Source organism: Qipengyuania citrea, assembly GCF_009828015.1.
GTDB classification, from domain to species: domain Bacteria; phylum Pseudomonadota; class Alphaproteobacteria; order Sphingomonadales; family Sphingomonadaceae; genus Qipengyuania; species Qipengyuania citrea.
The window spans coordinates 91342-117872 of record NZ_WTYG01000004.1; the positions used below are offsets into that span (position 1 = coordinate 91342).

The window sequence follows — 26531 nt, forward strand, 5'->3', positions numbered from 1 at the left end:
GAACTCGCTCAAGTCCACGCTCGGCTCTCGCAGAGCTAAACCATATACGAGCCGCTAGGGAACCACTTCATGGGTCCGAAGCCTAGGACTTATCGAGGACGGTGGCGCCAAGTTCGACGTAGTCGCCACTGTCGCCGGCGAGGTCGCTGAGGATGGGACAATCGGGCCGATCATCGCCATGACAAGCGCGTGCGAGATCCTCGAGCGAGCGTCGCATCGAGCGAATCTCCGCCTCCCTGTTTCTGAGTTCCCCGGCCCGTGCGAGCGCGACCGACTTGACGTCCGCGCTCGAACGGCCGCGATCTTTCCACAGCGCCAGCAGCTGCCTGATCTCCTCGATCGGGAAGCCGAGGTCGCGAGCGCGGCGGATGAACCGCAGCATATGAAGGTCGCGCGCGTCATAGTCGCGATAGCCCGATTCCCGTCGCGGCGCCTTGGGGATGAGTCCGATCGCCTCGTAATGACGGATCATCCGCTGGCTGACCCCCGACTGCTTCGAAGCCTGGCCGATGTTCATGCTGTAGCTTCTGCGGCGAGACCATATTTGCCATGGCCGATTACCGGGCGGAAACGCTTCAGGCGAAGGGCATTGGCGAGCACGAACACGCTGGACAGAGCCATCGCGCCCGCGGCGAAGACCGGCGAGAGAAGCAGGCCATAAGCGGGGTAGAGGATGCCGGCTGCGACCGGGATCAGCGCGATGTTATAGGCGAAAGCCCAGAACAGATTCTGCCGAATGTTGCGGATCGTCGCCTTGGAAATGGCGATCGCGTTCACCACCCCGCGCAGGTCGCCGGACATCAGCACGACATCGGCCGACTCGATGGCAATGTCGGTCCCCGTCCCGATCGCGACACCGATATCCGCTTCCGCAAGCGCCGGCGCGTCGTTGATGCCGTCGCCGACAAAAGCGAGCCTGCGCCCTCCCTCGCGCAGTTGGCGAATGGCCTCGACCTTGCCTTCGGGGAGCACCTCCGGCACCACCTGGTCGATGCTGAGCCGGCGAGCGACCGCTTCGGCCGTGCCGCGATTGTCGCCGGTGATCATCGCGACCTTGAGGCCGAGGCGATGCAGCGCCGCGATCGCTTCGGGAGTCGTTTCCCTGATCGGGTCCGCCACGGCAATGGCGGCCGCAATCCGCCCTTCCACCGCAGCGTAAAGCGGCGTCTTGCCCTCGCCCGCGAGGCGGGCGGCCTCGGCGGTGAACAGGCCCACATCATGGCCGAGCCGCGCCATATAGCGGTCGGCCCCGACCTCGACGCGCCTGCCCTCCACGTCCGCGGAAACGCCAAAGCCCGGGAGCGTCTCGAACGACCGCGGGGATGCCACAGAAAGGCCGCGCTCACGCGCCGCTTCAAGGATCGCCTCGGCGATCGGATGCTCGGATCGGGATTCCACAGCAGCAACCAGCGCAAGCACCTCGTCGTGCGCAAAGCCCGGCGCCGGCGCAAGGTCGGTGAGCGCCGGCCGTCCTGCGGTGAGAGTGCCGGTCTTGTCCAGCGCCACCACCTCGACATCGCGGAGCGACTGCAGCGCCTCTCCTTTGCGAAACAGGATGCCGAGCTCCGCGGCGCGACCGGTTCCGACCATGATCGAGGTCGGTGTCGCGAGGCCCATCGCGCACGGGCAGGCGATGATCAGCACGGCCACGGCGTTCACCAGCGCGAAGGTGAGCGCCGGCGACGGCCCGAGGACGAGCCAGACAAGGAAGGTGAGCGCCGCCACGGCCATGACGGCTGGCACGAACCAGCCGGTGACCTTGTCGACGAGCGCCTGGATCGGCAGCTTGGAGCCCTGTGCCTGCTCGACCATGCGGATGATCTGGGCGAGCAGAGTATCCGCCCCGACCTTGGTGGCGCGGACGCTGAACGCGCCCGTCTTGTTGATCGTCCCTCCGACCACGTCTGTGCCCGCTGCCTTGGCTACCGGCACGGGTTCGCCGGTGATCATGCTCTCATCGACATAAGACGAGCCGTCGACCACCTCTCCATCAACCGGGACCTTCTCGCCGGGACGCACCTGGACGATATCGCCGCGGCGGACGTCCGCCAGGGGCACCTCCACCACTGCACCATCGCGCTCCACGCGAGCGGTCTTCGGCTGAAGGCCGACGAGCCGCTTGATCGCTTCCGAGGTGCGGCCCTTCGCCTTGGCTTCGAGATAGCGGCCCAGAAGGATCAGGGTCACGATGACGGCGGCTGCTTCATAATAGACATAATGAGTGCCCGCGGGCAGCAGCCCCGGAGCGAAGGTCGCCACCAAAGAATAGGCCCAGGCTGCGCTTGTGCCGATCGTCACCAGCGAATTCATGTCTGGCGTCCCGCGCAGCAGCGCCGGAACGCCCTTGCGGAAGAAGCGCAGCCCCGGTCCGAACAGCACGATCGACGCCAAAGCGAACTGAGCGAGCCAGCTCGCCTGGATGCCGATGGTCCCCATCACCAGCCGATGGATTGCGGGCACGAAGTGCGAGCCCATTTCAAGAATGACGATCGGCAGAGTGAGCAGTGCCGCGATCAGGGTCGAACGGCGGAGGCTAGAGATCTCCTGGTCCCGGACAGCACGCTCACGATCGACTCCGCCATCATCGGCGATGATACGCTTTGCCTCATAGCCTGCGCCCCGGACTGCCGCTTCAAGGTCTTCGATCGAGGCGATGCTGCCGCGGAAGAGGACGCTCGCCCTGCCGGTAGCCAGGTTCACGGTCGCGGTGGTCACTCCGGGCACTTTCAACAGAGCGCGTTCGACGTGCGACACGCACGAGCCGCAGGTCATGCCCTCCACGGCCAATTCGACCTGGTTTTCGGGAACCTCATAGCCCGCCCGTTCGATCGCTCCGACGACACCGGCGACATCGACCGCGTTCTCGAACTCAATCTCGGCCCGGCCGGTGGCGAGGTTGACGCTGACAGTACGAACGCCCGGCACCTTCCCGACCGCCTTCTCCACGCTCCCCACGCAGGAGGCGCAGGTCATGCCGGCCACCGGCAGCGTGATGCTGCCGCCCTGGCCGTCTTTCGCCTCCGGGCGTGCGAGTGTCTGAACGTCCATGTCTTGCCTCCTCTTGCGAGCAGACCCTCATATGCGCCTTGACATGATGTGAAGGTCAAGAGGCGAAAAAGCTATCATGGTCCCTTGACCTTGACACGATGTCAAACCCCACATCGTTGTCATCGAATAAAGGAGAAGAATGATGATGAAGTTCCGTGTTGAAGGGATGACCTGCGGCGGCTGCGCCCGAGGTGTCACCAATGCCGTTCGAGCGATCGATCCAGAAGCCGAAGTGGCAGTGGACCTTGCTGCCAAGTCGGTCGCGGTCCGCTCCAACGCCTCCGCCGATCGCATACGCAGCGCAATCGATGAGGCAGGCTATCGCGCGGTCGTCTCCGATTGACCATTTTCCGGAGGCTCTCCGCCCCCCTCCTGCAACTTTCGGCTAAGCGGATCGTCCCTCGTGCAAGGCGCCCGCACACTGCGTGCCGGAACAATCCGACTCAGATAGGATCGTGCGAGCAGAGGGACGTCGTTTTAGTGGAGAAGACCTATGCACCATATGCATCCGATGATATCGGCCCTGTCCGTCGTCAGAACATTTGGCACAACTCGCGGCGTAGAGTTACGGAGTGTGGGCCTCGTCTTGGTTTGATGTTTAGGCGGCGAGCCTGCGGTGTTGCAAGCGCCGATATTCGAGTGTCTGTCGCTTGATCCTTTCTCTTCGTTTGATGATGGCAGGAGCCCTGCCGAAGTAGGCATCGGCGGGTGTCACATTGTCGAGGCTCTCGTGGTATCGGCAGTGGTTGTAATGCTCGACGAAGGCCTCGATCTGCTGGTGGAGATCGCCGGGCAGGAAGTAGTTCTCCAGCAGCACGCGGTTCTTCAGGGTCTGGTGCCAGCGCTCGATCTTGCCTTGGGTCTGTGGGTGGAAGGGTGCGCCGCGCACGTGGCTCATCTTGTTGGCCTCGATGTATTCGGCCAGTTCGCCAGCGATGTAGCTGGGGCCATTATCGCTGAGCAGGCGGGGCCTGTGCAGCACGTTGGCGTGATCGCAGCCTGAGGCTGCTAGCGCCATATCGAGCGTGTCAGTGACGTCCTCGGCTCGCATGGTGGTGCAGAGCTTCCATGCAATGATGTAGCGCGAGTAATCGTCGAGCACGGTCGACAGATACATCCAGCCCCACCCGATGATCTTGAAGTAGGTAAAGTCTGTCTGCCACATCTCATTCGGGCGCGTGGTCTTCGTGTGGAACGCCTCTGCCGCCTTGATCACCGTATAGGCCGGGCTGGTGATGAGGTCGTGGGCCTTGAGCAGGCGGTAGACCGTGGCTTCGGACACGGATTCGAAGCGTAGCGAAGAAGGGCAAGCGTAGCGCGCCCAACTAGCGCTTCTCGTCGGTGAAGCGCACCGCCAGCTCTCTCGGCGATAGCTCGCTGTGTTCCAGAGCCATGTCGACGATCTGATCCTGAACCTCGGGCGCGATCCTGTTCCACACCCGGCTCGGCGTCGATGGCCGGTCTGCCAGCGCTTCGGGCCCGCCTTCAAGGTAGCGATCATACCAGCGGTAGAAGGTCCGGCGAGCAACGCCGAGCTGGTCCAGCGTGCGCTTGGCGGGCAGGTGCGATTGCTCGACGATCCGGATGATCTCGAGCTTCTCGGATGCGGGGTATCTCATTCGTCGCCTCCCCCATCCGCGATCATGCTTTTTTTGAGCAAGCGGTTCTCCAGGGTGAGGTCGGCCACGCACTCCTTCAGGTCGCGGGCCTCACGGCGCAGGTCCTTCACCTCGTCCGTGGTAGCAGCACGGGCTGTATCGCCAGCAAGCCTGCGCTTGCCAGCTTCCATGAACTCTTTGGACCAGGTGTAATACAGGCTCTGCGCAATCCCTTCGCGGCGGCACAGCTCGGCAATGGAGTCCTCGCCGCGCAGGCCATCGAGGACGATCCTGATCTTATCCTCGGCAGAGAAATGCCGACGGGTCTTGCGGCGGATGTCCTTTACGACCTGCTCGGCAGGCAATTTGGACCTTGAGGATTTGGGCTTCATCTTCGTTCCTTCGTCACTACGACGAAGCCCAAATCCTCCTTAAATCACAACCTCAAATCTGTGCCATTGGCGCTGACGGGGGACATAGTGCGGAACAGGCGGTCAACAGAGCAGCGAAGGCTGCTACCATGGGTGCATCAAGAACGATCATAGCTATCTCCGAATCGAGATCGCACTTGTTCTACATTTGTTCCGAGTAGGAAAATTAGGAAAGTGCGATTAAGCCGGTCGCATGCTGTTGATTGCTGCCGCGCTCGCTGTATGTGCTCCCGGTCCCCGCGACCACTGCGTCCATGACGGCGACACAGTCTGGCTTGATGGCGAGAAAATCCGCATCGCCGACATCGATACGCCGGAATTGAACGGAGAATGCGCCTCTGAGCGAAAGCTGGCGCTTCGTGCGCGCAATCGGCTTGTCGAGCTTCTCAACGTTGGTCCATTCGACATAAGCCGCTCTGGCACCGATCGCTACGGTCGAACGCTGGCGGTGCTACATCGCTCGGGCAACTCGATTGGCGGGCAGCTCGTAGCTGAAGGATTGGCAAGGATCTGGTCCGGCCGCCGAGAGCCATGGTGCTAGGGCGAAGTGGTTATGCGGGAGTGGTCTGACAAAGAGGCAAAGCCAAGCCTCGCTATCTACCTCGAAGCCAGCCTGCTTGCCCTGCTACAGATTGCGGCTCTTTTCGCGTTGGCTCTGGCGATCTTCTCGCCTCAACCGGTAGAGGCTCACCCTGGTGGGCTCGCTGCAGATGGTTGTCACAATGATCGAAAGAATGGCGGTAGGCATTGTCATCGCGGGCCGAATGCTGGGAAGTCATCGCAACCCGCCCGGTCCGGCGATATCTACTATCCGAACTGCGCCGCAGCACGTGAAGCTGGAGCAGCTCCGGTTCGGCGCGGTGAGCCAGGCTACGGTCGGCATCTCGATCGAGACAATGACGGCATCGGCTGCGAGTAGAAACCTTGTATCTCGGCCTGCCTAAGCGGAAAGCCGTAACAAATGCCAACGATGACGGTGCGATAGTGAGCGTGACGCGAGAACAAGAGCTATGGGCTATGGCGCTCTGGGTAGACCGCGAACATGGCGAGGACGGTGAACGCTTCATCACGGAACGTGTCCTGCATTTCGATGCGATCGGAGACGAAGGCGGCAAGCTGCTGTGGATGGACGTGGCGCGCAGGTTCGTGGAATTGCAGGGTAGTATTTCCGCAACTCCGAACTGACTGCTTCGGGGCCGGTAGTTGACTGTCCGCTCTTGGCTTCACCTTCGGCAATGTGGACATCCACGGGCCCATAAGTCGGCGCGAGACGTTACCACCACATGACCATGCACTACACGCGCACGGGGCGCGGAAAACCCCTTCTCCTTGTCCACGGACTGGGGGCAACCTGCGGCTCGTGGGACACTATTTCGCCTGCGCTTTCTCAAGTCAGGGAGGTAATTGCCCTCGACCTTCCCGGCCATGGGCAGACAAGCGAAGAGGCCGACAGCGGCACGTTCGAAGGACTCGCGCGCAGTCTCGACGAATGGCTCGGCGCAGAGAATTTCACAGGTATTGATATGGTTGGCAGCTCGCTGGGTGCTCGCCTGGTACTCGAGATGGCGCGGCGCGGCAGAGCGGGCGCGGTTGTCGCACTGGATCCGGGCGGCTTCTGGCAGGGGTGGGAGCGCACCTTCTTCAAAGCCACCATAACGCCATCAGTTGCTCTGGTTCGCGCGCTGCAACCGGCGCTTCCTGCTATCACCGGAAATGTCGCAGGACGGACCGCGCTCATGGCCCAGCTCTCTGCAAGGCCGTGGGCACTCGACCCGGCATTCGTCGCGCGTGAATTGAAGTCATTGGCTGATACGCGCACCGTCAATTCGCTTGTGAAAGATCTTGCCAATGGGCCAATGCAGGAGGGCCCTGCAAAGACGGCTGCGCCCATTGTTATCGGCTGGGGACGCAAGGATCGGTTGTGTCTACCGCAGCAGGCGGAGCGCGCGATGAAAGCCTTCCCTCAAGCCACATTGCACTGGTTCGAGCGTAGTGGACACTTCCCGATGTGGGATCAGCCAGAGGAGACGGTTCGCGTGATCCTAGATGCAAAGAGCATTTCGAAATCGAAATAATACTGCAACTGGGCGATTAGCAAAACGAGGGCCTATACAGGGGCTGACCCCATCGTAGGGTCCTTTGTGGGGCCGAAAGCTAATTGTCTGTTTTAAGGCAGATCGGGCGCTATCTTGATGTTGCATTGGATCGACTGTCCTTGGGTCAGCGACCGTAAGCGAAGCGCGGCGTCCAGCGATCGATCACCGCTTCCTCGTCTTCTTCGCCATCGTCGTCGGGCTCGGCCAAGGCCTCTGAGGACAGGATAGTCAAGGTGAAGCCATAGCGGCCAATCCCGATGACCTCCTCGTCCAGGCGGGCGTGGCGGTCGGTGTCGAACCAGTCCTTGAGGTCGCATTCGCCGGCCGATCGGCGGGCCGCTGTCACATTGCCGGACCGAGCGTTAAACGCCGCCGTCACCCCGGCGGGCAAAGGGTCTCCCTTCCTCAGGAAAATGCGTGTGCCAAGGCTTTTGAACGCATCCGACGAGAAGGCGTAGCGAACCTCCCCACCGTTGCTGACGACTACGCACAGTGGAAAGGACGCACACTCGGCGGCCCTGATCGCGGCCGCGGTGAGCGACACGTGGGCGTCCTCCGCCAGCCGGCAGATGCCCTCAAGGCCGACTTGGTGCCGTTCGAGGTGGCTGCGGACGAGCCCTGCCGGCATCAGCAATCCGGCGGCGAAATGGTCCGCTTCAAGCTCAATCGAGCTGGTCCCCTCCGTAAATCCGGCTCGCGAGAAATGCTGCCCGCCGGCCTTCAGGATCTGATCGGGATGATCGGGCAGGAAATAGTGCCCCAGCTCGTGGGCCACGCTGAACCGCTCGAACCCCTCATTCTCCAGCTCAGCGGAATAGATGATGATCGGTCGCGGCTCGGCGAAAATCAGCGCACCGGAGACACCCTGCATCCCGGCCGGCTTCTCTTCGATATGGATGTCGTGCTTCGCCGCGATCGCGAACGGGTCCACCGGAAAGGAGTGAAACCCCTCGTCCCTGGCGCGCTTTTGCCCGGTCTGCGTCGCCATCAGGAGACGGAATTTGCCCGCCATCTCAGGTCTTCCCTCCTCCCGCAAGCCGATCGATCAGGCCCTGAATATAATCCCTGTCGCCAGCAGTGAGCTTCTCTTCGTTCCTGAATGCCACCGTCGCCTGCACCCCCAACAGATAATCCGAAGACACCCCGAGGGACGTCGCAAGCCGGCGCACATTCTCGAACGAGGGCTTGCGCCGATTCGCCTCGAAATGGGCGATCGCGGATGGCTGCATCCCGGCGCGTTCCCCTAATTCTGCCTGGCTAAGTCCTTGTTGTTCGCGCGCTTCTTTGAGGCGCGCCCCAAACACAGACTGCGAGCTTGACCCATTCATGACGATTCCGTATAGTTCAGTTGACGATATCGTCATAAACCCTGCTAGGGCGCCGCGGAGAGGGGCCATCGCAGTAATGACGAGTTCGTCAAGATAGGCTTACGAGCTGTAGCGGGTCAACCCGCCTTATAGAGAGTGACGAAATGAGCAATGACAAGCGGATCCACGTCGTGCCTCACAATGGGGAATGGGCCACCCGCCGCGAGGGCGCCGACCGGGTCGGGACCACCCATCGGACCCAAGCGGATGCGATCGAGGCCGCCCGCGGCCGGGCTATCCGTGAGAGCGGCGAGGTCGTGATCCATCGGCCCGATGGCCGGATCCGGGACGCCGATTCCTACGGCAACGATCCCAATCCGCCCCGTGACATGAAGCACTAAGCCGGCGGCGCGCCCACGGTCGGGTGCGCCGCCAAGCAAGAAGGAAATTGAATATCATGGCCAAAGAGAAGCTGGTGACGATCGCGATCAATTCGCGGAAGTTCGAGGAGCCCAAGGGCAAGATCACATACGACCGCGTCGTCGCGCTGGCCTATCCGGACCACGCACAATTCCCCGACGCCACCTACAGCATCGTCTACGAGCGCGGCGCCTCGGGGCGCGCCCAAGGCACGCTGTCAAAGGACGGCTCCGTCGAGATCGTTGAAGGGATGCGCTTCCGTGTCAAACGTACTGGAGAGTCATGACGACCTGAGACAGCTGGTCGAGCGAGACTACGCTGTTTCGATCATCGGCGCCCATCTGGTCGTCGACGACGTCTATTATCTTGACGCCGCCGGGGCGCTGCAGAAGGGGCGCCTCGCGGCGCCTCTCAATCTGCCGACCCCGGAGAACCTAGGTCCGCCAGTCAACCACCAGATGTATTGGTCCGGCTCGGCCCCGCATTATGCCAACGGCAGCGCGATCCCGAACTTGGGGACCGGCGAGGTTTCGCTGCCGATCGGCGACACGACCTACGTGCGCCATCTATCCAACAAGCCGCCCGAAGGCTTCGCGACCTACGGCCTCCTAGTCGAGCATTATGTGTCGCTAATCTCCGCGCCGGCCGAACAGAAATTCGGCGTGTCCGCGCGGACCGGCGCAACCTACGATGTACCGCCCGACACCTCGCCTTTTAAGGTCCGCGACACCTTCTCGGCACGGGCCGAGATCACCGACCTGAACCAGCGGGTCGCGAACGACAGGGTGGCCGTCATCGGCTTGGGCGGCACTGGCGGCTTCGTGCTCGACTTCATCGTGAAGACGCCCGTCGCAGCGATCGACGCCTATGATTTCGACACCTTCAAGGTTCATAATGGCTTCCGCCTTCCGGGCGGAGTCCCGATGGACCAATTCGGGCACTTGAAGACCGAGGTGCTGAAGCGAAAATATGAGCCGCTTCGTCATGGCCTTACCTTTCGCAACAAGCGCATCGGCGCCGGGGACGAGGCTCTCTTCGCCGAAACGACCTTTGCGTTCGTGTGCATCGACGATGGCGAGGCGCGGGCCGAAATCTGCGAGATGCTCACCCGCCTCGGCATCACGTTTATCGATGTCGGCATGGGCGTGGAAAAAGAGGAGGGCTCCCTGGACGGCTTGGTCCGGACAACCCTGTTCACCCCGGCGACGGCGGCGCGGGCCATCAAGGAGGTTCCGCTGGATCGCCGGACCGAAGATGGCGCCTATCGCACCTTCGTGCAGATCGCTGAGCTAAATGCGCTGAATGCGGTGATCGCGGTCATGCGCTACAAGCAGCTTCGGGGTTTCTATACTGATGACGCTGCCTACTGGCACAGCCTGGTCTCGATCGGCTCCAGTAACTGGATTGGTGAAGCATGAGATACCGGCTCGTTGAGGTGGAAGAATTGCCCGAAACGCTCGGGGCGGGCGCGCTCTACTGGTCCCGGGAATATGAAATTTCGGCGCACCTTTGTGCGTGTGGATGCGGTGATGTCATCTATCTGCCGATCGGTCCGGTCGACTATTCAATATCGGTGGATCCTTCCGGCCCCACATTGAGCCCGTCGGTGGGGAACTGGAACGTGTGCAACGCTCATTACTGGATCACCCGCGGCGAGGTCGCATGGGCCAGTCAGTGGAGCCCGGAGCAGATCGCGGTGAGCCGGGCGAGCGAGGATTTGCGCCGTGAGGCGCATTACGACCAGCCGGAAGGTTGGTGGCGGCGCCTCATCAGCCGGCTCCGCGCTTGGCTGCGTTGGATCGGCATTGGCGAAGGTGATTAAGCTGTCCCCATTAGAATGCTGGAGTCGAGCCTCCCGCATTGAACCATCGACGCTTGTCATCAGGGCGGTACGGCTGCTTTCCGGTACCGCCCCACTGCGGACGGATGACTGAAATGCGGACGCGGCCGCACGTATAGACTTTTTTAGAACGAAAGGGGGTGGCTCTCTGAAAGAGAGCGGAAAAGGGCTTCGACCTGCTTCCCGAACCCGACGAGGGCGACCTCTTCTACGACATCGAGGGCGATCCCTACTATCCGGACGGAGGACTGGAGTACCTCCACGGCATCTGGATGCTGAAGGACGGCGATTGGGACTTCGTGGACTTCTGGGCGCACGACCGAACGGAGGAGGCGAAGCTCACCCACGACCTCCTCGACTTCCTCTCCTCGCACATGCGTGCGCACCCCAGGGCCCACATTTACCACTACGCCAACTACGAGATAGCGGCACTGCGACGGTTGACCTCTCAGCACAGGACCGGCGAGGCTGCGATGGACCAGCTCCAACGCGAACGTCGGTTCGTCGATCTCTTCAGGGTGGTGGCAGGCGGCCTGATCGCGTCCGAGAAGGGATACTCCATCAAGGACCTTGAGGCCTTCTACATGGCGAAGCGCGACGACCAGGTCGCGACCGCCGGCGCCAGCGTCGTCGCCTACGAGGAATGGCGCAGGACCCGAAGACAGGAAATCCTCGACGAGATCCGCGACTACAACCGCACCGACTGCATATCGACGAAGCTTCTGCGCGACTGGCTCGTGTCGGAAGTGCGGCCCGCCGGCCCCTATCCAGTCTTCGGCGACACTCCGGGTCCGAAGGCCGACGAGAAGGTCCAGGCCGAGGAGGACGAGGACGAGGCCCTGCGCGAGAGGCTGGTGCCGGTTGGAGAGAAGCTCGGCGAGAACGTCGCGACGCTCCTTTTCGATCTCAGTCGCTTCCACCAGAGGGAGGACAAGCCGGCCTACTGGGCGATCTTCGACAGGCTCGCCCAAGACAGCGAGGATCTGCTGGACGACCTGGAATGCCTGCAGGGGCTCGAAGCGACGGGTGCGGCAATCAAGGACAAGCGCTCGTTCCAACGCGAATACCGCTTTCCCGAGCAGGAGACGAAGCTCAGGGTCGGCAAGACGCCGTGCGTGAAGCCGGCGACGATGCCCGAAGGCATCAACCTTGTGGCCCTCGACGAGGAGGCCCGCACCGTCGTATTACGACGATCGACGGCCAAGGGTCCACTGCCCGACAGACTCGATCTCCTCCCTCCACGACCCATCGACAACCGGATCGTCCGCAAGGCGATGGCCTCGACGACCGAGCGCATCATAGCGGCCGACCCTCGCGCCTCCGCCATCGTCGATCTTCTCACCAAGGCGCATCCCCGCATCGACTGCGTCGAACCGGGGGTCGCGATCGTCGCGGAAGGCAGGGAACTGGTCGAAGGAGCCGTCGAGGCCATCGGCGCGATGCGGGACACGGTCCTCGCGATCCAGGGACCTCCCGGCACGGGCAAGACCTACGTGTCGGCCAAGGCGATCGTCGCACTGGTGAGGACAGGACGCCGCGTGGCGGTATCGTCCAATAGCCACCGTGCCATCGGCAACCTGCTGAAGGGGGTGGCGGAGGAGGCTGGGGATCAGGGCGTCGAGTGCCGTATCGCGCAGAAGGTCTCGGACCCCTCGGACGCCGGCGACCACCCCGCGGTGCAGGTCGTGAGCGACAACGAGGCGCCCGAGATCGCCGCGGCCGATGTGGTCGGGGCGACGTCATGGCATTTCGCCCGATACGACGATGCGGCGTTCGACCACCTGGTAATCGACGAGGCAGGGCAGGTGTCGCTCGCCAACGTGATGGCCATGTCGCGAGTGGCCCGCAACATCGTGCTGGTCGGCGATCCCATGCAGCTTCCGCAACCGATACAAGGCGCCCATCCTGGCGAGAGCGGTCTCTCCAGCCTGGAATACCTAATCGGCGAGCACCGCACGGTCCCTGCCGACAGGGGGATCTTCCTACCGACCACGCGGCGACTGCACGACGACTTATGCGCCTTCATCTCGCGAGCGGTCTACGAAGGACGGCTCGAGAACGACGCCGCGGCTTCGGCGCAGTCGCTCGTCGCACCTGACGGGACGGATCTCGCCGGGGCGCGGGTCGTGGGAGCCTGCCACGAGGGCCGTTCGCAGGTCTCGCCAGAGGAGGTCGAGCGCGTGCATGCGGAGATCGAATCCGTCCTGGGCGCGCGATATGTCGATCGAGACGGCGAGCAGCACGTGATCGGATCGAAGGACGTGATCGTGGTCGCGCCGTTCAACGCGCAGGTCAACGCCTTGAGATCGGCCCTCGACTCCGACGTCAAGGTCGGCACGGTGGATCTCTTCCAGGGGCAGGAGGCACCCGTGTGCATCGTATCCATGACGACGTCGGACGGGGAGGAGATACCTCGTGGCGTGGAGTTTCTATTCTCGCTCAACCGGATCAACGTGGCCGTGTCGCGCGCGAAGGTCGCCGCGCGCGTGATCATGAGCCCCTCGCTGCTAGACACGCCGGTCAGTACAGTCGAGCAGATGAAGTTGGTCAACACCCTATGCCTTCTCGAAGAACACGGCGAGCGTTGATCGGCTCGCTTCGAGGGTGACATGTTCCGACACCCTCGCGTGCGACAAGGGCAATGGCAGGCGAATCGGTCCGCCCGCCGGAAGCACGTGAAGGAGCAAGATCATGGCAGGAAGTCGTTACCGTAGCGCCGGGAGTGGTCGCTACGTCACCAGCAAAGCATGGAAAGGCGAGCCTCAGCACGACCGTGCGCGAGGCCGCAGGCAAGAGTGGAAGCACCGGCGGCGCATATCGCAGCGCTATCAGCGGCCGCTTCGTGACCGCCAAGCACGGGAAGAGCAGCCCGAGTACGACGGTGCGCGAGAAGTGATCCTCGGCGGGGGCGGCTCGATGGGGCCGTCCCCGCTCAAACGCAGGAGGTGCATGACAGAATGACCCAGGACGAACTGCAACTGGAAAGCCTCGAAAGTGGAGAGGAGCGGCGACAGACGCGGCGCTTGGTCTTGTGCTTCGATGGGTCATGGAATAAACTGGATTCAAGTCAGCACCCTACGAATGTCGTGTTGCTGGCCGAAAGTGTGCCGCCCGTCGACCGAGACGGGCGCGACCAAATCGTCTACTATGATGAGGGGGTAGGCACGGCGTCAGACGAGACGTTCCGCGGAGGGGCATTCGGGAAGGGCCTCGTCGCCAACGTCCAAGAGGCCTATCGCTTCCTCATCTTCAATTATCGCCCCGGCGACGAGATATTCGTCTTCGGTTTCAGCCGCGGCGCCTTCACCGCGCGCACATTCATCGGATTCATCAAGTGTGCGGGAATCATCTCGGTCGCGGATGCCTCGCAACTGAGGCGGGCCTGGGAACTCTACGGTATGCATGCCAACCGCGACGCGGACGAACCGGAAGAATTGCTCGAATTCCGCCGCAGGCACTGTCCTGCGTCCTGCGTTTCCGCTGCGGAGCTCGCTTGGCGACGGCAAGACGACCCCTCTACGGATGCCGAAATGGTCAAGGTACGCTATTGCGGCGTGTGGGACACGGTCGGGTCGCTCGGCTGGAAGGCGATAGCGGCGACCTTCGACCGGCGTAAAGACAAACGCTACTCCGATCACGACACCCAGCTGTCCGATCTCGTCGAGGCCGGCAGGCACGCGGTCGCAATAGACGAGCGGCGGGTCCACTTCATGCCGACGCTCTGGCGTAACGTTCGCGAACTGAATGTCGCGTCGGGGCACGACCCTTATTCGACCGAGGCACCCTATCAGCAGAAGTGGTTCGCGGGCGACCATGGCTCGGTCGGGGGCGGTGGTCCGGAACGCGGCCTCTCGAACGCCGCTCTGCATTGGGTCCTCAAGGGCGCCATCGAGATGGGGCTCGAGGTGGATCTCGGAGGACGTTCGCAACTCGACGACATACGCTACCGCGCGGATGCGCCCTTGACCAATACGCCGCAGCCGCTGGCCGAGCAGGGTTTTTCGCTCCGAAGGTCGGCCAGTAGGGTACTTTCCGCCGCCAAGGACCAGCTGCTCACCGCTGACCGCAGCGGGCCTGTCGAGGCTGAGGATATACATCCCTCAGCGTTGCGTCGCTGGTTCCTGCCCGGTTCTTCTCTCGGCGGAGCGGATTACCGTCCGGCGCCGCTCGCGCCCTTGGAACGCAGTATTGAAGCAGGAAGGCAATTGTTCGATCCATTGGGCAAAGCCGATCTACCGACCTACGTCGTCGCACCGGGCGAGAGCCTATGGCGCATTGCCCGCCGGATCCTGAAGGATTCGGATCGCCATGACGAGATATTCGCTCTCAATCGTGATCTGCTCGATCATCCGGGCGACATCTTTCCCGGTGACGTGCTTCGCATGCCGAAGGACGCCGCGATCCTCTCGCCCGAGGTTTCCTACCGCCCAGGCTCATGAAACCCAACTGCGCGACCTTGGCTGCACCCGGAAATCCCACTTGTCGAGGATCCCGCGCCCCAGAAACCATCCGAGCTAGGGAGAACTAGCGTCCGTCTGGGGGTCAATGGTCTTTCTATAAGTGGGATGACCGCCGCTTCCAAGCCGCTCACAAAACCGCTTGCGCAAAATACTTTAAAGTATTACATACGTGAGTAAGGAAGGGCCCCATGGACAGAATCAATCCATCAAAGACCTCACGCACACGTCGGGCGGCAGCCGAGTTGATGCTTCAGGACGAACAGCATCGGACCGCCAACGAACTATCTTCTGCGCTCGCTGCTCTGAAGCTGACTGTCCGAGATCACGAGGAAGGTTCGCTTCCGTTCGTCGAAAGCGCAATCAAGCGACTGGAGGGGTTCGTCGCAGTGCGCCGAATTCTCGCCAGCCCAGAAGAGCGCGGATGTGACATCGTAGAGTGCCTTCGCGATCTCGCCATAGCTATGGAGCAAGGCCGTTCGATACCCGGAGGCATCGCGCTCACTACGTGCACACTTACCGTGCGGGTCGTGCCGGATCTCGCGCGCACCATCCTCAATCTTGCACACGAAATGCTCACCAACGCGATGAAGCACGGGTCGGGGGCCCACGAGATCCTCCTTTCGATCCGCTTCACGCGCCGATCCGTCCTCCTGCGTTGCGAGAATTCGAGCCAGGCTTGTGGGATTGGGCGCAAAGGCGGCGGAGGCCTGCGGATCATGCGCGCTCTGTGCCGAACTCGTGGTGGGGCCTTCAGCTACAGTAGTGGCGAGGACGGTTTCCATGTTCTCGCGCGACTGCCACGTCTGCCGCGGCCCGATGTCTGACGGTCACGACCGGACCGGCTTGTGCCGAACGTAGTCTCTGTTGCGCAACTCGACGCTCGAGCAATCGACGTCCGCTACGAGCGCTGAGAGCGACACGTCCAACGCAACGGCTATCCTCGCCATCGTCCTCAAGTTCGGAACGGCGCGACCTGCTTCGAGGCGCCAGACATGAGCCTGCGACATGCCGACCCGACGCCCGAGTTCGGTGCCATCGATCCCCGCGATCTCCCGCAATTCGGCGAGGCGTCTGCCGAAGGACAGGGCAAGTCCATCATCGTCGGTCGTGTCGTCCGCCTTTGCCATCCTGCAATTCTATCACCGGCATCGTGGCGGCAAAACCCCCTCAATCCGCGTTAGCCACGACGACGATCTGCATTCACCGCGCATGCTGCGCACCACTCGCATCGGTGCCTGGTCAGGTTCGTCATCATCGCCGCTCAAGCGCCAATGAATGCGCGTTCAGGTGGAGAGGCTTCTGCAACCACCTGCGGGAAGCGGCGCGAAATCCGCGCGGCGAATTCGGATCCGGTGGTGACCTGCGACTTGCGCGGAAAGCGACGTCCAGAGAATCTTCAGGAAATCCAGGCATGCTTCGGGGATGGTTTCAGACCAGACTGAAGAGAGCGACCTTGGTCATCCGATCGCATCGGACGCATGGACATGGATGGACTGGCTCCTTCGTGCCGCTGGCGCCGGTAATCGTGTCCTCGCTCCGGGAACGGCGCGAGACCTGAAGCGGCGGATCTACACGCGGAGGACTTTCGGGCCGGATGGAGCTGGCCTACATGAGATCGATGTCGGTAACGGAGCCCGGCTAGCCGACTGTCTTCTACTCGTTCTGGAGGAAAGCGGGTACGATCTGTCGGACCAGTCGTCACGGCCGACATCCGCGCGGATTGCGTCCATCGAACGATTTCGTGCCATCTGTCCCTCCCGAAGGTCGCGGCTCGATCATATGAAGCATATCGCGCTCCGATACTGCCAACGGAGGGACGAGATCTTCGACGAAGCGGGATGCGCCCGCCAACTCGCACAATGGTCAGATAGACGGTGAGGCGCGTCGTTCACCGAGCGCCACGCCGACTTCGTCACTGGCCCAATCCCGGAAACCATCGTCGAAGGCTTGAGCGATGTTCTCATCGGCCTGAGCGAGGAAGTCCCGGAAGCCTCGAATGATCGCCGCGGGATCCACGACCACCCTCGTCGCCTGGGTCCGAGGATCTGACAGCCACTCGCCGATTTCGCCGTAATTAGAAACCGCGAATGGTGAGCGGACCGGGAGGTCCGGCCTGTCCGGGGTGTTCATCTCGGCCAGTGCCGATGGAGCCATGACCAGTTGCGGCCGACCCCTCGTATTGTTCGCCTGGCCCGCAGCCACCAGCCAGCTCTGTGCGAAGGCGGGCCTGAGTTCGGGCCAGTTGGTGCGCACGATCCGAATGATCCTCGTAGGACCACAGCCAGTCTCCACCAGTTCGAACGCCAAGAGAAGCTGCAGGATCTGGTCGATCCCGAACATCACGGCCTTGCCTCGGCCGGCATTGACGCCGCTCGGAAAGCCGTTTCGCTGGAAGTTCTTATAGCGGGCCAGCAGCCCAGCCTTGTCGTCCCTGATGTCATGGATGACGCGCAAGGCGGCATCCAGGACGCCGTAGCCGATCGCGAACATCTTCAATCTCCTGACGCAGAGCAGCGGAAGTAGCGATTTTCAGGATGGAGGAAAAGAATGGAAGACGCATCTTCCCCAGAAGCCAACTATCTCGTGCTCGATATCGAGACCAAGCAGGATCCTACCGCTCGTGCGCTTGCCGGCGGCGGCAAAGGGTGGCGCATCGGCCTGGAAAAGCTTTCTGCGTTCGCGGTCCTCACCGCGCGATTGCGAAAGAATGTCTGGGATAATGTCGAACTGGTCTCGGGAGAGAGCGAGGAAGAGCACGATCTGCTTCTCCGCCTCGACGCGATCGTCGGCGCTCATCCAGCGAGTTCGATCCTCGTCTCGTACAACGGTACAGGCCATGATCTGGGAGTCATACGCAGAAGAGCGGCCCGCCACTGGTTGTTCGATCTGCCCCTACTCGAATATCTCCAGCAAGCCGATCACGTCGATCTCATGCGTCGCCACACCAGGGCAGCGAAGGACCGATTCCCGTCGTTGCGGGATGCGTGTGCCGGTTTGGGCATCGCAGCCGATCACCGCCTTGTCGCAGCCAATGCCGTCGACCCGGGCCTGCCATCGCGCAAGGCGGAAACCGATGTGGTCGCGACCTTTCTGCTCATGCTTTTCGAACTCGCCATAGCTGAGCGGGATCACGACGTTCTGTACAACGGCTGGCGCTCGCTCGAGGCAATGATCGCCGCCAAAAACCCCGAGCGTGCGGCGCCGCATCTCGAGCAGTTTCTTCGCCATGCCCATTTCAGGGCGATGAAGGTACGGCAGCGACGATAGGAAGGCCTTGCATAGGAGAAAATGCAAGATTATATTGCATAGTGGAGAATGAAAATGGAAATCAGAGTCGGCGAGCGAATACGTGCGTTGAGAGAGAAGAGCGGCGTCACACAGGACAGACTGCGGGAGGTTCTCGGGCTTGAGAACCGGCAGACGATCGGCCAGATCGAGGCCGATGAGCGTCGTATCACGGTTCCAGAACTCATGACGGTACTCGAATTCTTCGATGTCCCTCTGGAGCGCTTCACCAACCCGTTCATACCCATGGCGACGCCGAAGTTTTCCTGGAGGCAATCGGATAGCGAGATCGATGACCTACGGCAGTTCGAGGAGCGAGCCTCGGAATGGATCGGGGCGTACCGCGAATTCGGTCGCGCTCTCGGGGAGGATCGAAGTGCGCTCCGTCATACCCTCGACCTGACATTCAAGAGTTCCTTCGAAGAGGCGACCGCAGCGGGAAGTGCGATGGCCCGCCAACTCGAGCTGGGAATTGCTCCCGGTAAAGCACTGGCTGACGTGATGCAGCAGCGCATGGGCATCCTCGTGCTGATGGTGGATGCGCTGCCCGGAATTTCCGGCGCCGCGAGCACCCTTCCGGACCTAGATGTCGCTCTCATCAACCGGCGTGAACCGGAAGGCCGCAGAAACTTCGATCTCGCGCATGAACTCTTCCACCTCCTGACATGGAAGACCATGCCGCCGAAATGGCTGGACGGTGAGGCGGCCAATGATGCCGAAGCCAAGAAACTGAAGCGCATCGAGCAACTCGCAGACCGTTTCGCAGCCGGCCTCCTCATGCCGAAGGAGGCCATCGAGGCACTCGGCGAGCCGGGAGAAGACGTGAACGAGTGGGTGAAGGAGAAGGCCGGCGTTCTCGGGGTTTCTGCTCAGGCCCTCGGATACGAACTCATCGACGCAGGCATCATCTGTCCGGAATACCTGCATAACTCCTCGCGCCGGAAGCTTGCTCGCCGTGCCACTGCACTGCCCCCTCTCTTCAGCCGCCCCTTCGCCGAACGTCTGGCTAAGGCAATATCCAGAGGGTTGATCTCCGTCAGCAGGGCAGCCGTGCTCACCGATCTGACGATAGAAGCAATGGGTCGGCTGTTCGATGATCACGGGGTCGTGCGTCCGTCAACGATGGGCGGACCTATGGCGGACGCGGCCTGAAACACCTACCGTGCGGCTTCGTGACAAACCGGTTCTCGTCGATACGAACGTCATCCTCGAAGCCCATCTTACGGGTTGCTGGGATGCATTGGCGGGAGGCTACAACCTCGAGACCGTCGAGAAATGCATCGAGGAGACGCAGACGGGAAACCAGCTGCGCGAACGGAAGGTCGAAATCGATGAACGAGCGCTGCGTGCATCGTTGACCGTGAACGAGGTGGACGAAGACGAGGTGCTCGTACTTCGTCTCTATGGCGGCTCATCGGTTCATGACGGAGAACTTCATCTGTGGACGCATGCGCTCGCTCGCGAGGATGCCTGGATATTTTGCGGTCCCGATGGGGGTAGCATGAGGCTGGGTCACCGGCAGGGCCACGGCGCCCGGATCGTCCATCTCGAAGGCCTTCTCCACGAGATCGGCCTGAAGCTCCCCCGGAGCGCCGGGCAGCATTTCGGACGAAGGTGGCACGAGAAGTTCATGACGGACCTCGCGCTGGGATTGATCTAGCTGCCGTAATCGGATGCGCCCCGCGACTGCCGTTACGGCTCGGCACACATTTCCATCGTTCGGATGGCGGACCGTCAAAGCGCTCGGCGGCCTAGCGTCATCCTGACCCTAATGCGCTACAGCTCAGGCTCTCGCGTCGTGCTGGTCGGCTGCTCTAGATCAATATTCTCATTTACAAGCGGTAGCCCGCGTCGCGTCGAGGCAGCTTGGGAGCGCCGATCCTCCATCATATAAAGTACCGGCCCAACACCACAACGGACTGCAGCATGGCCTTATCGAGCACCCATATTGATCCAGTCGTAGGCGAGAAAATCATCTTCGACGATTGCCAGGACAGTGGCCGCTCGGATTGGGAGGCAGCGCAGGGCCATGAGCATGCGTTTCGACGAGTTCTTGCGGACCTCGGGTTGGACGCAACCTTCCCGATCCGACTGTCTCACGTCCAAGGTTCCGCGAACGTCGAGATATCCGTATTCGATCAAGACATCCGACGATTGTCCTCCCCCAATCTCCTCATACCGATCGATACCACTTCCGAACCGGACGTTCGTGTCATCCGATCGACCCTAATGGCATCGATCGGCCAGTTGATCGCTGAGAAAGAGGCTCTGATCGAGATGGCGGAGGAAACATGGAAACAGCTGCAACCCATGTTTCAAACGAGATCCAAGGCCACTCTCGAGCGGATCGATTTCGTGAAGGGAGACGGAGGACGCCTTCTTCTCCATGCTCGGGTCGTCACGGTGCGAGACGATCTCGACAGGGCTCGGTCGAGGATAGTCGCCGAGCGCGTCGAACCACTCGTCGCACTCATGACTTCGGTATTGCAGGATCACGATGCGTATGTGTCGGTCATGAAGGATGACAGAGAGCCCTTCGATCAGACGAGGATGAGTTCTCTCACCGCGAAGGTGCTCGAGCTCGTCGGAATGGATCCCACGAGCCTCATTATGCGGGTCGACGCCGATAACGGTCTCGGTTTCGAAGTCATCGACAGTTCCCTGCCGTTCTCTTCGGGCAGGTTCATATGGTCAAGAGGGGTCCTCGGGTGCTCGCTCGCGATGCGAAGCCAGAACTGCTGGGTAGACCACGATCGGGTGTTGCTAACCACCTCCGGAGCAATCCCGGAGACCTTGCTCGCATCCTCCGCGGGTCGGCCCTCGGGCGATTTCGTGGCAATCGAAGGGCTGAATTTCGAGGCTCGAGTTTCGAAAGTCAGTAGGATGGGCGAACTCTTTGTAATTGGTATCGAAATGCCGGAAGTGGAAATGTGAAAAGTAGCCCTGCACACCCCTATTGCGGCCCGCAGTCGTGTCTTCCAGAAGGGAGCGGCAACGATCATTTACTCACGGTGGGGTTCTGACGACCGGCGATGGTCGTTAGTTATTCGGAGCGAAGACTTTCCGGCAGCCGGGCCAACCTGGCGTTGCTGGGTAACCGACAGAGAAGACAACGGTCGTGGAGCCCTATGCTCGCGCCCTTGTGCATTTATTGCCTAAGCGGACGTTATCCGCCCGCGGCGGTCAAGGTTTTTGTCAATTTAGGTCGCGAACTCGCGCGCGCCGCAAATCAGATTTGAAACTGAAACAGTCTAACCGGCGGCTTGAATGGGTCGGAAGCGGACTGTCTTCTTTCGGAGCACAGAGGCCACGTAGCTGTCGGTCCGCTACGAACGCGGTTCAGCGCGCCGAATTTCGATGCTTGGCGGGCAGGAAGCGATTAATTCATCGGCGTCTGCTGGACGGTTGCCGGGGAAAGACGGCCCGAGTGTCAAAGAGCGAATACCCTTTCGATCGCCTTGTGACAGCGGCAGCGCCACGTAAGGCGTCGGGCCGTAGCGGCCTTCCCTGACGCCTACTGGTAGGGCATCTACGTGCCCTTCGGGACAGTTGCCGCCGTGATCACTAAACCCGCTCGCCACGCCCGCATCCCGGATAAGGAGCCGAGAGATCCTGATCTCCCGTTCGGATCGATGCTGAGGCCGTTTAAACGCATAAAGGTCGCTGACGAAGAATTGCGCCAGCTCGAGAAGCGCTTCCCGATCGTCGGGCTCCAGTTCATGCTCCTCTTGGAGCATCATCAGTCCCGCTCCGACGAAGCGGTCCAGTCCGTCACGATCATAGACGACGCGTCGGACGTTCACCCCTGCCCAATCCACGAGGAAGCGGGCGTCGGTTCCAATAGCGCAGCCAGTTCCGCCGTCCCCGTAGCGCTCCCATTGGCCGGGGTCGTCATCAGTCGGGGATAGGCAGCCGATAAACATCTTGGTATTGTTCTCAAGCCCAAGCAGCGCGGACGTGGCCAAAAGTCGTGGCACCATATCGACGAAGACTGGACGGTCCCGGTAGACTTCGAGAAAGCAATCCCGGGCGTAGGTATATTCGTCCGGATCGTTCATGCAGGCAAAATCCGACAGCCAGAGGGCGTCCCCGGCGAGGATCCCGCGCGCACCCGCAATGCTCGTGTAGTGGTAGAGCAACTCGCCCTCGCGCGGCACGTAGAAGTGCGGGGGAAGCCCCTCGACCTCCTGCCCCGCACAGGCCCTGTTGCTATCAGCCATCCGTCCGGATCCTTCGTCCAAGCCCTCGATGTAGGACGTCGCGCCGCTTCGCTGTAGGCGGCCCGTATGAGGCACGTCCAGATTGTTATCCAATCGGGACCGAGAGAGGTGGAGGAGATCGACGATCACGCCATTCACGAAGCGGATCAGTGCTGAAAATCAGCCGAGGCGGTTGGCCTCGGGGATTACTCGAACTGGGCCGGAACAACTCAGTCAGCTTTGGACCTGAGTTCTTCACAAACCGGCCAGTCCGATCGGACCTGTCCTATATGAGGGCCGGGCCGCCCGCTGCCGTTCCATCCTTTCCAAGGTCCGCAGCCGCCCTTAGAGAAGGGGGTCCCCGCGCGGGGTGGCGGAATTGGAGCTAAAGCTCTTGTCTGGGCAAGCTCGTCACGCTGGGTCGGCAGCGCCGTTAGCGTCGAGCGTGCGATCGTCCAGAGCCTTCTTCATGTTTCCAGTGAAGGTGGTAATCTCGAGATAGATTTCGGTCCCCTTTGGCAGGCGCTCCTCGGCTGATCTCGCCGCACCAAACTCGACCAGCAAAGCGTTGATCGGGTCGCGCACGTCAACACACGGCCCACCGAAGGCCTTGGTCAGCATATCAGTATGCCGGTCAAGGGCGGCTGTGAACGCGCGAACGGCATTTGCATCGCTGTCCGGAGAAGTTCCTCGAAGCGAGGATGCGCGGCTACCCGGGCCATACTTCTCCATCGCCTTCAGGGCAGCCGCTAGAACGCCGTCAAGCACTCCCAACTCGCCATGTTCGAAACGGCCGATGATTTGTTGACGAGCCGTCTCAGCCTTGTTGGCTGAGGTTCGCGCTTGCCAAGCCTGCCAGATCGCAATCCCGGCCCCAAGGATCGAGAAGGCGGTGCCAATCCAGGTGACGGTCTCACTGGTCACGGTCAGTCACCGAGAAGCGCGGCTATTTGTTCGCGTCCGAGATTGTGCTGCCGCTCGAGTCCCCGCCAACGCGCCAACATCTCGCGATAGGTGTCGAGCATCGGGCAGTGGCTGTTGAAGTAGGGATATTCGTCGTGCTTCAATATCGAGAAGCGGTCGAGATCGACAACGAAGTAGCGGACATACGCCATCAGGTGCGTTTCGTTGTTGCCGTCGAACCCCGGGAAACGCGCCATGTGGTGCTCCCTGAGCTTGTCGCCCTCGTCCAGCTTCTCGATGCCCCATGCGATTTCGCTGAACATATCGAGGATGTCGATCACCTCGCGACACTGTTCTTCGCTCAACTCGTCGTAGAGATGCTCGACCATCCAATCGTAGTGGTAGGTGTACCCTTCTTCGAGAGCGGTCCTGTTCTTTGCGTAATGATCTGCATCCTCGGGATACAGTTTTTCAAGAATACGGAGCTGATAAACAAATGACAGCCGTTCCTTCTTCGTCAGTTCCATGACTTCCCTCGTTCGGTGTGAGGGACCCTCATAATTGGTGAACAGGCCCGCGCAAGCCAAGTTGGGAACCGCCCCCTCAGGGGCGGAGGCTTGCGCTTTCGGCGTACGCGGCCCGAGCCTACAGTCCGCGCGCCTCGGCCCGGTACGGCGCAATGCAGACGTTCAAGGAAGAGGTCTGGGTGGATGTGGTCCGCTCGCCTCACAACCAATCGCTCGTCCGCGATCTGATAAGCGCGCAGGCCAGCGCCGGGCCTTCGGCACGATGCTGGCGATACACTATGTGGCGTGAGTAGTCCGGGCAACACCGACAACACCCACGCCGGGCGAAAGCGCCGGGACATGAACGGCGAGCTTGTGCCGACCGAGAGCCGGCACTGGCTCCGATGCCGGAAGCCCTTCGGGAGCGAGGGGCCGCACAATCGGATTTGTAACGGATGCCGCAATAGCGACGTGAGCCCGTTTGCTAGGTAGCTGTGGAAAAGTTCGCTAGCAGCGAACAATTGCTTGCGTCTGGCGAACAGCCGTCATACATACGTTTCAGCGTTTGGGTAATGGAGATGCACTAGAAGCATGGCGGTTCGCCGCCAGTGAAGGACCGCAAGGACCTTTATCACCTTTCCAGCTCTCGTTCCGGCGTCCCGGCGTCGGAGAAACGAGGATGGTCTCGGCATACAGTTATTCGGTAATTCGGATTTTCCGTGTGCAGTGTGCGCCTAGGAGTAGAACCTCAACCCTGATCCGCTCTCGGACCTAGTGCAGATCGACCAGCAATTCGGCTGGTTGACGGTCTGGGAGACTCATGATGGCTCATTTGCCGAAAAAGAGCCCAGACGCCGGGTTGTGGAAGTACGGACGGCAGGCGGTCCGGCGCATTGTGGAAGCAGTGCGTTGGAGCTTCAGAAAGGTTCTGCGGAACCGCCTTGTCCTGATGTCGCTGATTAAGATGGCGGAAGCCATCGTGAAACTGATCAGCGCCATCCTCGAGTTGTTCCGTCACTTCTAGGCGTCATTCACAAGAAAGGATGCATGATGCTGAACGAAGCTCTGCGACTGGTTCGGGTTTTCCATGATCTGAACAAGACGCAGACTGCAAATCGCGTCGGGCTGTCGAAGTCGTATATCACCGAGCTCGAGCGGGGCGATAAGAAAGTGTCGATGGAGGTGCTGGAGAAGTACGCAGAGGCGTTCTCCATCCCGCTGTCGTCGCTCATGTTCTTCGCTGAACAGGCGGCTGACCCCTCCACTGCTGAAAAGACGCGCACATTCGTCGCGGGCAAGACCCTCAAGATGCTCGACTGGATTTCGACCGTGACTGCCGAGCGGGACGAGCATGAACACGCATAAGCGCGTCCCACTCAAGGGCAGTGCCCTCTTCCGGCTCACCTCCCCTCGTCGCCTCGCTGAGATGTTGCTTGTGCCCCGCGCAACCCTTGAGCGCTTGGTCGAGGCGGGCGATGACAACTACCTCGTCCGGCCCGACCGCAAGTCCGGCCGGATAATCGAGGAACCGAAACCGCAACTCAAGCTCATTCATCAGCGCTTCGCGCGACTGCTCGCTCAAATCGAAACCCCGGATTATTTGCATTCTGGCGTGAAGGGTCGCTCCTACATCACAAATGCCAACGCCCACGGCGCTGACGACGCTTGCGTGAAGCTCGACATCAAGAAGTTCTTCCCGTCTTCAAGCTCCCACCACGTTCAGCGGTTCTTCGAGGACGTTCTCGAGTATCCGCCGGACGTAGCTTCTCGAGCGAAGCAACTGCTGACCCATGACGGGCATTTGCCGACCGGCGGCAATGCCAGTCCCATCCTCTCCTTTTGGGCATACAAGCCCATGTTCGATGAGATCGACACGCTGGCTCGGGAGAACGATTGCGAATTCACGCTCTATGTCGATGACATGTCAATCACCGGCGTATTCGCAAACCGCAAGTTTCAACAGGCCGCTCGGAAGATCATCGCGCGCTACGGGTTGCGAGCTCACAAGGCGAAGACCTTCTCCCCGAACCAGCCACGGGTCCTCACCGGCATCGCAAAGACGCGGCGTGGGCGGGAGGTTCCACACCGGCGCGCGAAAGGCATCGCCCAGCTAGAACAGCAAGAAGCGGAAGCCGAAACGACAGCAGATAAATTGAGGGTGATGCCGTCGCTCATCGGCAAGCTGAGCGAGGCGGCGATAGTGGATCCATCGTGGACTGCCAGGAAGAACGCCGCCGTTCAACGTCGCAGGAAAATGAAAGCGTCGGGGTAAAGGTCGCTACCCCGAAAATACCTCTCACCGAATTGGCGGGGCCGTCCATCCAGCTAAGATTTGAAAAGTTTGTAGGCGCGGCAAGGCTTGAACTTGGGCCTCACTCGTGTGGAGGGTAACCTCAGTCATTCTTGTGCGAATGGCAGGTTTGGGCAAGGACCGAAAA

28 protein-coding genes and 1 pseudogene are annotated in these 26531 nt (G+C 61.3%); 19 read left to right on the forward strand and 10 right to left on the reverse strand.

The window, feature by feature from the left end; translation table 11 throughout:
• Positions 1–82 precede the first annotated feature (82 nt).
• Positions 83–517: a Cu(I)-responsive transcriptional regulator gene (gene cueR, locus GRI55_RS12430; RefSeq protein ID WP_082837498.1), complete on the reverse strand. Its 435-nt coding sequence runs from the start codon at positions 515–517 to the stop codon at positions 83–85.
• Positions 514–3048: a heavy metal translocating P-type ATPase gene (locus GRI55_RS12435; protein ID WP_160767383.1), complete on the reverse strand. Its 2535-nt coding sequence runs from the start codon at positions 3046–3048 to the stop codon at positions 514–516. Before GRI55_RS12435 ends, cueR begins: the two co-directional genes overlap by 4 nt.
• 145 nt (positions 3049–3193) lie before the next feature.
• Between GRI55_RS12435 and GRI55_RS12440 the strand changes: the two genes are divergently transcribed.
• Entirely contained in the window at positions 3194–3391 is a 198-nt protein-coding gene (locus tag GRI55_RS12440; protein ID WP_067504031.1) for a heavy-metal-associated domain-containing protein, read from the forward strand.
• Positions 3392–3646: 255 nt separating this feature from the next.
• On the opposite strand, the pseudogene GRI55_RS12445 reads toward GRI55_RS12440, so the two are convergent.
• Positions 3647–5038, reverse strand: a pseudogene (locus GRI55_RS12445) (IS3 family transposase).
• 232 nt (positions 5039–5270) lie between these two features.
• Here GRI55_RS12445 and GRI55_RS12450 point away from each other — a divergent pair.
• The 4 genes from GRI55_RS12450 (at position 5271) to GRI55_RS12465 (ending at position 7152) form a co-directional block, all read left to right on the forward strand.
• On the forward strand, positions 5271–5618 hold the full coding sequence (locus GRI55_RS12450; protein WP_160767384.1) for a thermonuclease family protein: 348 nt from the start codon (positions 5271–5273) through the stop codon (positions 5616–5618).
• 12 nt (positions 5619–5630) lie between these two features.
• On the forward strand, positions 5631–5996 hold the full coding sequence (locus GRI55_RS12455) for an excalibur calcium-binding domain-containing protein (RefSeq protein ID WP_160767385.1): 366 nt from the start codon (positions 5631–5633) through the stop codon (positions 5994–5996).
• A gap of 71 nt (positions 5997–6067) precedes the next feature.
• Positions 6068–6262, forward strand: coding sequence for a DUF6961 family protein (locus tag GRI55_RS12460; protein ID WP_414478903.1), 195 nt, complete (start codon positions 6068–6070; stop codon positions 6260–6262).
• 98 nt (positions 6263–6360) lie between these two features.
• Positions 6361–7152, forward strand: a complete 792-nt coding sequence (locus GRI55_RS12465; protein ID WP_160767387.1) for an alpha/beta fold hydrolase — start codon at positions 6361–6363, stop codon at positions 7150–7152.
• Between the two features lie 145 nt (positions 7153–7297).
• Here the strand turns inward: GRI55_RS12465 and GRI55_RS12470 are convergent, their stop codons facing one another.
• Both GRI55_RS12470 and GRI55_RS12475 read right to left on the reverse strand, forming a co-directional pair.
• Positions 7298–8185: an ImmA/IrrE family metallo-endopeptidase gene (locus tag GRI55_RS12470; protein ID WP_160767388.1), complete on the reverse strand. Its 888-nt coding sequence runs from the start codon at positions 8183–8185 to the stop codon at positions 7298–7300.
• Between the two features lies 1 nt (position 8186).
• The gene (locus GRI55_RS12475) at positions 8187–8501 is read right to left on the reverse strand and encodes a helix-turn-helix domain-containing protein (protein ID WP_160767389.1); all 315 of its coding nucleotides are present in this window, start codon (positions 8499–8501) and stop codon (positions 8187–8189) included.
• A gap of 143 nt (positions 8502–8644) precedes the next feature.
• Between GRI55_RS12475 and GRI55_RS12480 the strand changes: the two genes are divergently transcribed.
• The 7 genes from GRI55_RS12480 to GRI55_RS12510 all read left to right on the forward strand — a co-directional run bounded on the left by GRI55_RS12480 (position 8645) and on the right by GRI55_RS12510 (position 16024).
• Complete coding sequence (locus GRI55_RS12480) at positions 8645–8881, forward strand: DUF2188 domain-containing protein (protein WP_160767390.1); 237 nt, start codon at positions 8645–8647, stop codon at positions 8879–8881.
• Between the two features lie 56 nt (positions 8882–8937).
• Positions 8938–9186: a multiubiquitin domain-containing protein gene (locus tag GRI55_RS12485; RefSeq protein ID WP_160767391.1), complete on the forward strand. Its 249-nt coding sequence runs from the start codon at positions 8938–8940 to the stop codon at positions 9184–9186.
• On the forward strand, positions 9161–10318 hold the full coding sequence (locus tag GRI55_RS12490; protein WP_160767392.1) for a ThiF family adenylyltransferase: 1158 nt from the start codon (positions 9161–9163) through the stop codon (positions 10316–10318). The genes GRI55_RS12485 and GRI55_RS12490 overlap by 26 nt, the downstream gene beginning before the upstream one ends.
• Positions 10315–10722: a DUF6527 family protein gene (locus GRI55_RS12495; RefSeq protein WP_160767393.1), complete on the forward strand. Its 408-nt coding sequence runs from the start codon at positions 10315–10317 to the stop codon at positions 10720–10722. The genes GRI55_RS12490 and GRI55_RS12495 overlap by 4 nt, the downstream gene beginning before the upstream one ends.
• Positions 10723–10916: 194 nt before the next feature.
• Positions 10917–13328, forward strand: a complete 2412-nt coding sequence (locus tag GRI55_RS12500) for a TM0106 family RecB-like putative nuclease (RefSeq protein WP_160767532.1) — start codon at positions 10917–10919, stop codon at positions 13326–13328.
• A gap of 369 nt (positions 13329–13697) precedes the next feature.
• Positions 13698–15179, forward strand: a complete 1482-nt coding sequence (locus tag GRI55_RS12505; RefSeq protein ID WP_160767394.1) for a phospholipase effector Tle1 domain-containing protein — start codon at positions 13698–13700, stop codon at positions 15177–15179.
• A 209-nt stretch (positions 15180–15388) separates the two neighbouring features.
• Positions 15389–16024 (forward strand): sensor histidine kinase, encoded by a 636-nt coding sequence (locus GRI55_RS12510; protein WP_160767395.1) that lies wholly within the window; start codon positions 15389–15391, stop codon positions 16022–16024.
• 3 nt (positions 16025–16027) lie between these two features.
• Here GRI55_RS12510 and GRI55_RS12515 read toward each other — a convergent pair whose 3' ends face one another.
• Together GRI55_RS12515 and GRI55_RS12520 are read right to left on the reverse strand one after the other, a co-directional pair.
• Positions 16028–16327 carry a helix-turn-helix domain-containing protein gene (locus tag GRI55_RS12515; RefSeq protein WP_160767396.1) on the reverse strand — a complete coding sequence of 100 codons (300 nt, stop codon included), beginning with the start codon at positions 16325–16327 and terminating at the stop codon, positions 16028–16030.
• Between the two features lie 736 nt (positions 16328–17063).
• Positions 17064–17690 carry a hypothetical protein gene (locus tag GRI55_RS12520; protein WP_160767397.1) on the reverse strand — a complete coding sequence of 209 codons (627 nt, stop codon included), beginning with the start codon at positions 17688–17690 and terminating at the stop codon, positions 17064–17066.
• A 57-nt stretch (positions 17691–17747) separates the two neighbouring features.
• On the opposite strand from GRI55_RS12520, the gene GRI55_RS12525 reads away from it, so the two are divergent.
• The 4 genes from GRI55_RS12525 (at position 17748) to GRI55_RS12540 (ending at position 21419) form a co-directional block, all read left to right on the forward strand.
• The gene (locus GRI55_RS12525; RefSeq protein ID WP_160767398.1) at positions 17748–18467 is read left to right on the forward strand and encodes a 3'-5' exonuclease family protein; all 720 of its coding nucleotides are present in this window, start codon (positions 17748–17750) and stop codon (positions 18465–18467) included.
• A gap of 54 nt (positions 18468–18521) precedes the next feature.
• Positions 18522–19637, forward strand: a complete 1116-nt coding sequence (locus GRI55_RS12530) for an XRE family transcriptional regulator (RefSeq protein ID WP_160767399.1) — start codon at positions 18522–18524, stop codon at positions 19635–19637.
• Between the two features lie 10 nt (positions 19638–19647).
• Entirely contained in the window at positions 19648–20145 is a 498-nt protein-coding gene (locus GRI55_RS12535; protein ID WP_160767400.1) for a hypothetical protein, read from the forward strand.
• Between the two features lie 266 nt (positions 20146–20411).
• Positions 20412–21419 carry a hypothetical protein gene (locus GRI55_RS12540; RefSeq protein ID WP_160767401.1) on the forward strand — a complete coding sequence of 336 codons (1008 nt, stop codon included), beginning with the start codon at positions 20412–20414 and terminating at the stop codon, positions 21417–21419.
• A gap of 392 nt (positions 21420–21811) precedes the next feature.
• Here GRI55_RS12540 and GRI55_RS12545 read toward each other — a convergent pair whose 3' ends face one another.
• The 3 genes from GRI55_RS12545 to GRI55_RS12555 all read right to left on the reverse strand — a co-directional run bounded on the left by GRI55_RS12545 (position 21812) and on the right by GRI55_RS12555 (position 24114).
• The gene (locus GRI55_RS12545; protein ID WP_160767402.1) at positions 21812–22705 is read right to left on the reverse strand and encodes a DUF2971 domain-containing protein; all 894 of its coding nucleotides are present in this window, start codon (positions 22703–22705) and stop codon (positions 21812–21814) included.
• Between the two features lie 390 nt (positions 22706–23095).
• Positions 23096–23608: a hypothetical protein gene (locus tag GRI55_RS12550; RefSeq protein ID WP_160767403.1), complete on the reverse strand. Its 513-nt coding sequence runs from the start codon at positions 23606–23608 to the stop codon at positions 23096–23098.
• Positions 23609–23610: 2 nt separating this feature from the next.
• Positions 23611–24114, reverse strand: a complete 504-nt coding sequence (locus tag GRI55_RS12555; RefSeq protein WP_160767404.1) for a YfbU family protein — start codon at positions 24112–24114, stop codon at positions 23611–23613.
• An 802-nt stretch (positions 24115–24916) separates the two neighbouring features.
• On the opposite strand from GRI55_RS12555, the gene GRI55_RS12560 reads away from it, so the two are divergent.
• Genes GRI55_RS12560 through GRI55_RS12570 form a run of 3 tightly spaced genes read left to right on the forward strand, consistent with a single transcriptional unit; the run spans position 24917 to position 26365 of the window.
• Complete coding sequence (locus GRI55_RS12560; RefSeq protein WP_237452532.1) at positions 24917–25117, forward strand: hypothetical protein; 201 nt, start codon at positions 24917–24919, stop codon at positions 25115–25117.
• Positions 25118–25140: 23 nt separating this feature from the next.
• Positions 25141–25458, forward strand: a complete 318-nt coding sequence (locus GRI55_RS12565; protein ID WP_202392500.1) for a helix-turn-helix domain-containing protein — start codon at positions 25141–25143, stop codon at positions 25456–25458.
• Positions 25445–26365, forward strand: a complete 921-nt coding sequence (locus GRI55_RS12570; RefSeq protein WP_160767406.1) for a reverse transcriptase family protein — start codon at positions 25445–25447, stop codon at positions 26363–26365. Before GRI55_RS12565 ends, GRI55_RS12570 begins: the two co-directional genes overlap by 14 nt.
• Positions 26366–26531 lie beyond the last annotated feature (166 nt).

Coding starts and splice junctions, on each gene's coding strand:
- GRI55_RS12525 (WP_160767398.1), top strand. CDS start 17,748: ATGGAAGACGCATCTTCCCCAGAAGCCAACTATCTCGTGCTCGATATC.
- GRI55_RS12515 (WP_160767396.1), bottom strand. CDS start 16,327: ATGGCAAAGGCGGACGACACGACCGACGATGATGGACTTGCCCTGTCC.
- GRI55_RS12510 (WP_160767395.1), top strand. CDS start 15,389: ATGGACAGAATCAATCCATCAAAGACCTCACGCACACGTCGGGCGGCA.
- GRI55_RS12480 (WP_160767390.1), top strand. CDS start 8,645: ATGAGCAATGACAAGCGGATCCACGTCGTGCCTCACAATGGGGAATGG.
- GRI55_RS12565 (WP_202392500.1), top strand. CDS start 25,141: ATGATGCTGAACGAAGCTCTGCGACTGGTTCGGGTTTTCCATGATCTG.
- GRI55_RS12455 (WP_160767385.1), top strand. CDS start 5,631: ATGCGGGAGTGGTCTGACAAAGAGGCAAAGCCAAGCCTCGCTATCTAC.
- GRI55_RS12520 (WP_160767397.1), bottom strand. CDS start 17,690: ATGTTCGCGATCGGCTACGGCGTCCTGGATGCCGCCTTGCGCGTCATC.
- GRI55_RS12545 (WP_160767402.1), bottom strand. CDS start 22,705: ATGGCTGATAGCAACAGGGCCTGTGCGGGGCAGGAGGTCGAGGGGCTT.
- GRI55_RS12440 (WP_067504031.1), top strand. CDS start 3,194: ATGAAGTTCCGTGTTGAAGGGATGACCTGCGGCGGCTGCGCCCGAGGT.
- cueR (WP_082837498.1), bottom strand. CDS start 517: ATGAACATCGGCCAGGCTTCGAAGCAGTCGGGGGTCAGCCAGCGGATG.
- GRI55_RS12555 (WP_160767404.1), bottom strand. CDS start 24,114: ATGGAACTGACGAAGAAGGAACGGCTGTCATTTGTTTATCAGCTCCGT.
- GRI55_RS12505 (WP_160767394.1), top strand. CDS start 13,698: ATGACCCAGGACGAACTGCAACTGGAAAGCCTCGAAAGTGGAGAGGAG.
- GRI55_RS12475 (WP_160767389.1), bottom strand. CDS start 8,501: ATGAATGGGTCAAGCTCGCAGTCTGTGTTTGGGGCGCGCCTCAAAGAA.
- GRI55_RS12530 (WP_160767399.1), top strand. CDS start 18,522: ATGGAAATCAGAGTCGGCGAGCGAATACGTGCGTTGAGAGAGAAGAGC.
- GRI55_RS12495 (WP_160767393.1), top strand. CDS start 10,315: ATGAGATACCGGCTCGTTGAGGTGGAAGAATTGCCCGAAACGCTCGGG.
- GRI55_RS12465 (WP_160767387.1), top strand. CDS start 6,361: ATGACCATGCACTACACGCGCACGGGGCGCGGAAAACCCCTTCTCCTT.
- GRI55_RS12435 (WP_160767383.1), bottom strand. CDS start 3,048: ATGGACGTTCAGACACTCGCACGCCCGGAGGCGAAAGACGGCCAGGGC.
- GRI55_RS12450 (WP_160767384.1), top strand. CDS start 5,271: ATGCTGTTGATTGCTGCCGCGCTCGCTGTATGTGCTCCCGGTCCCCGC.
- GRI55_RS12570 (WP_160767406.1), top strand. CDS start 25,445: ATGAACACGCATAAGCGCGTCCCACTCAAGGGCAGTGCCCTCTTCCGG.
- GRI55_RS12485 (WP_160767391.1), top strand. CDS start 8,938: ATGGCCAAAGAGAAGCTGGTGACGATCGCGATCAATTCGCGGAAGTTC.
- GRI55_RS12540 (WP_160767401.1), top strand. CDS start 20,412: ATGGCCTTATCGAGCACCCATATTGATCCAGTCGTAGGCGAGAAAATC.
- GRI55_RS12470 (WP_160767388.1), bottom strand. CDS start 8,185: ATGGCGGGCAAATTCCGTCTCCTGATGGCGACGCAGACCGGGCAAAAG.
- GRI55_RS12560 (WP_237452532.1), top strand. CDS start 24,917: ATGGCTCATTTGCCGAAAAAGAGCCCAGACGCCGGGTTGTGGAAGTAC.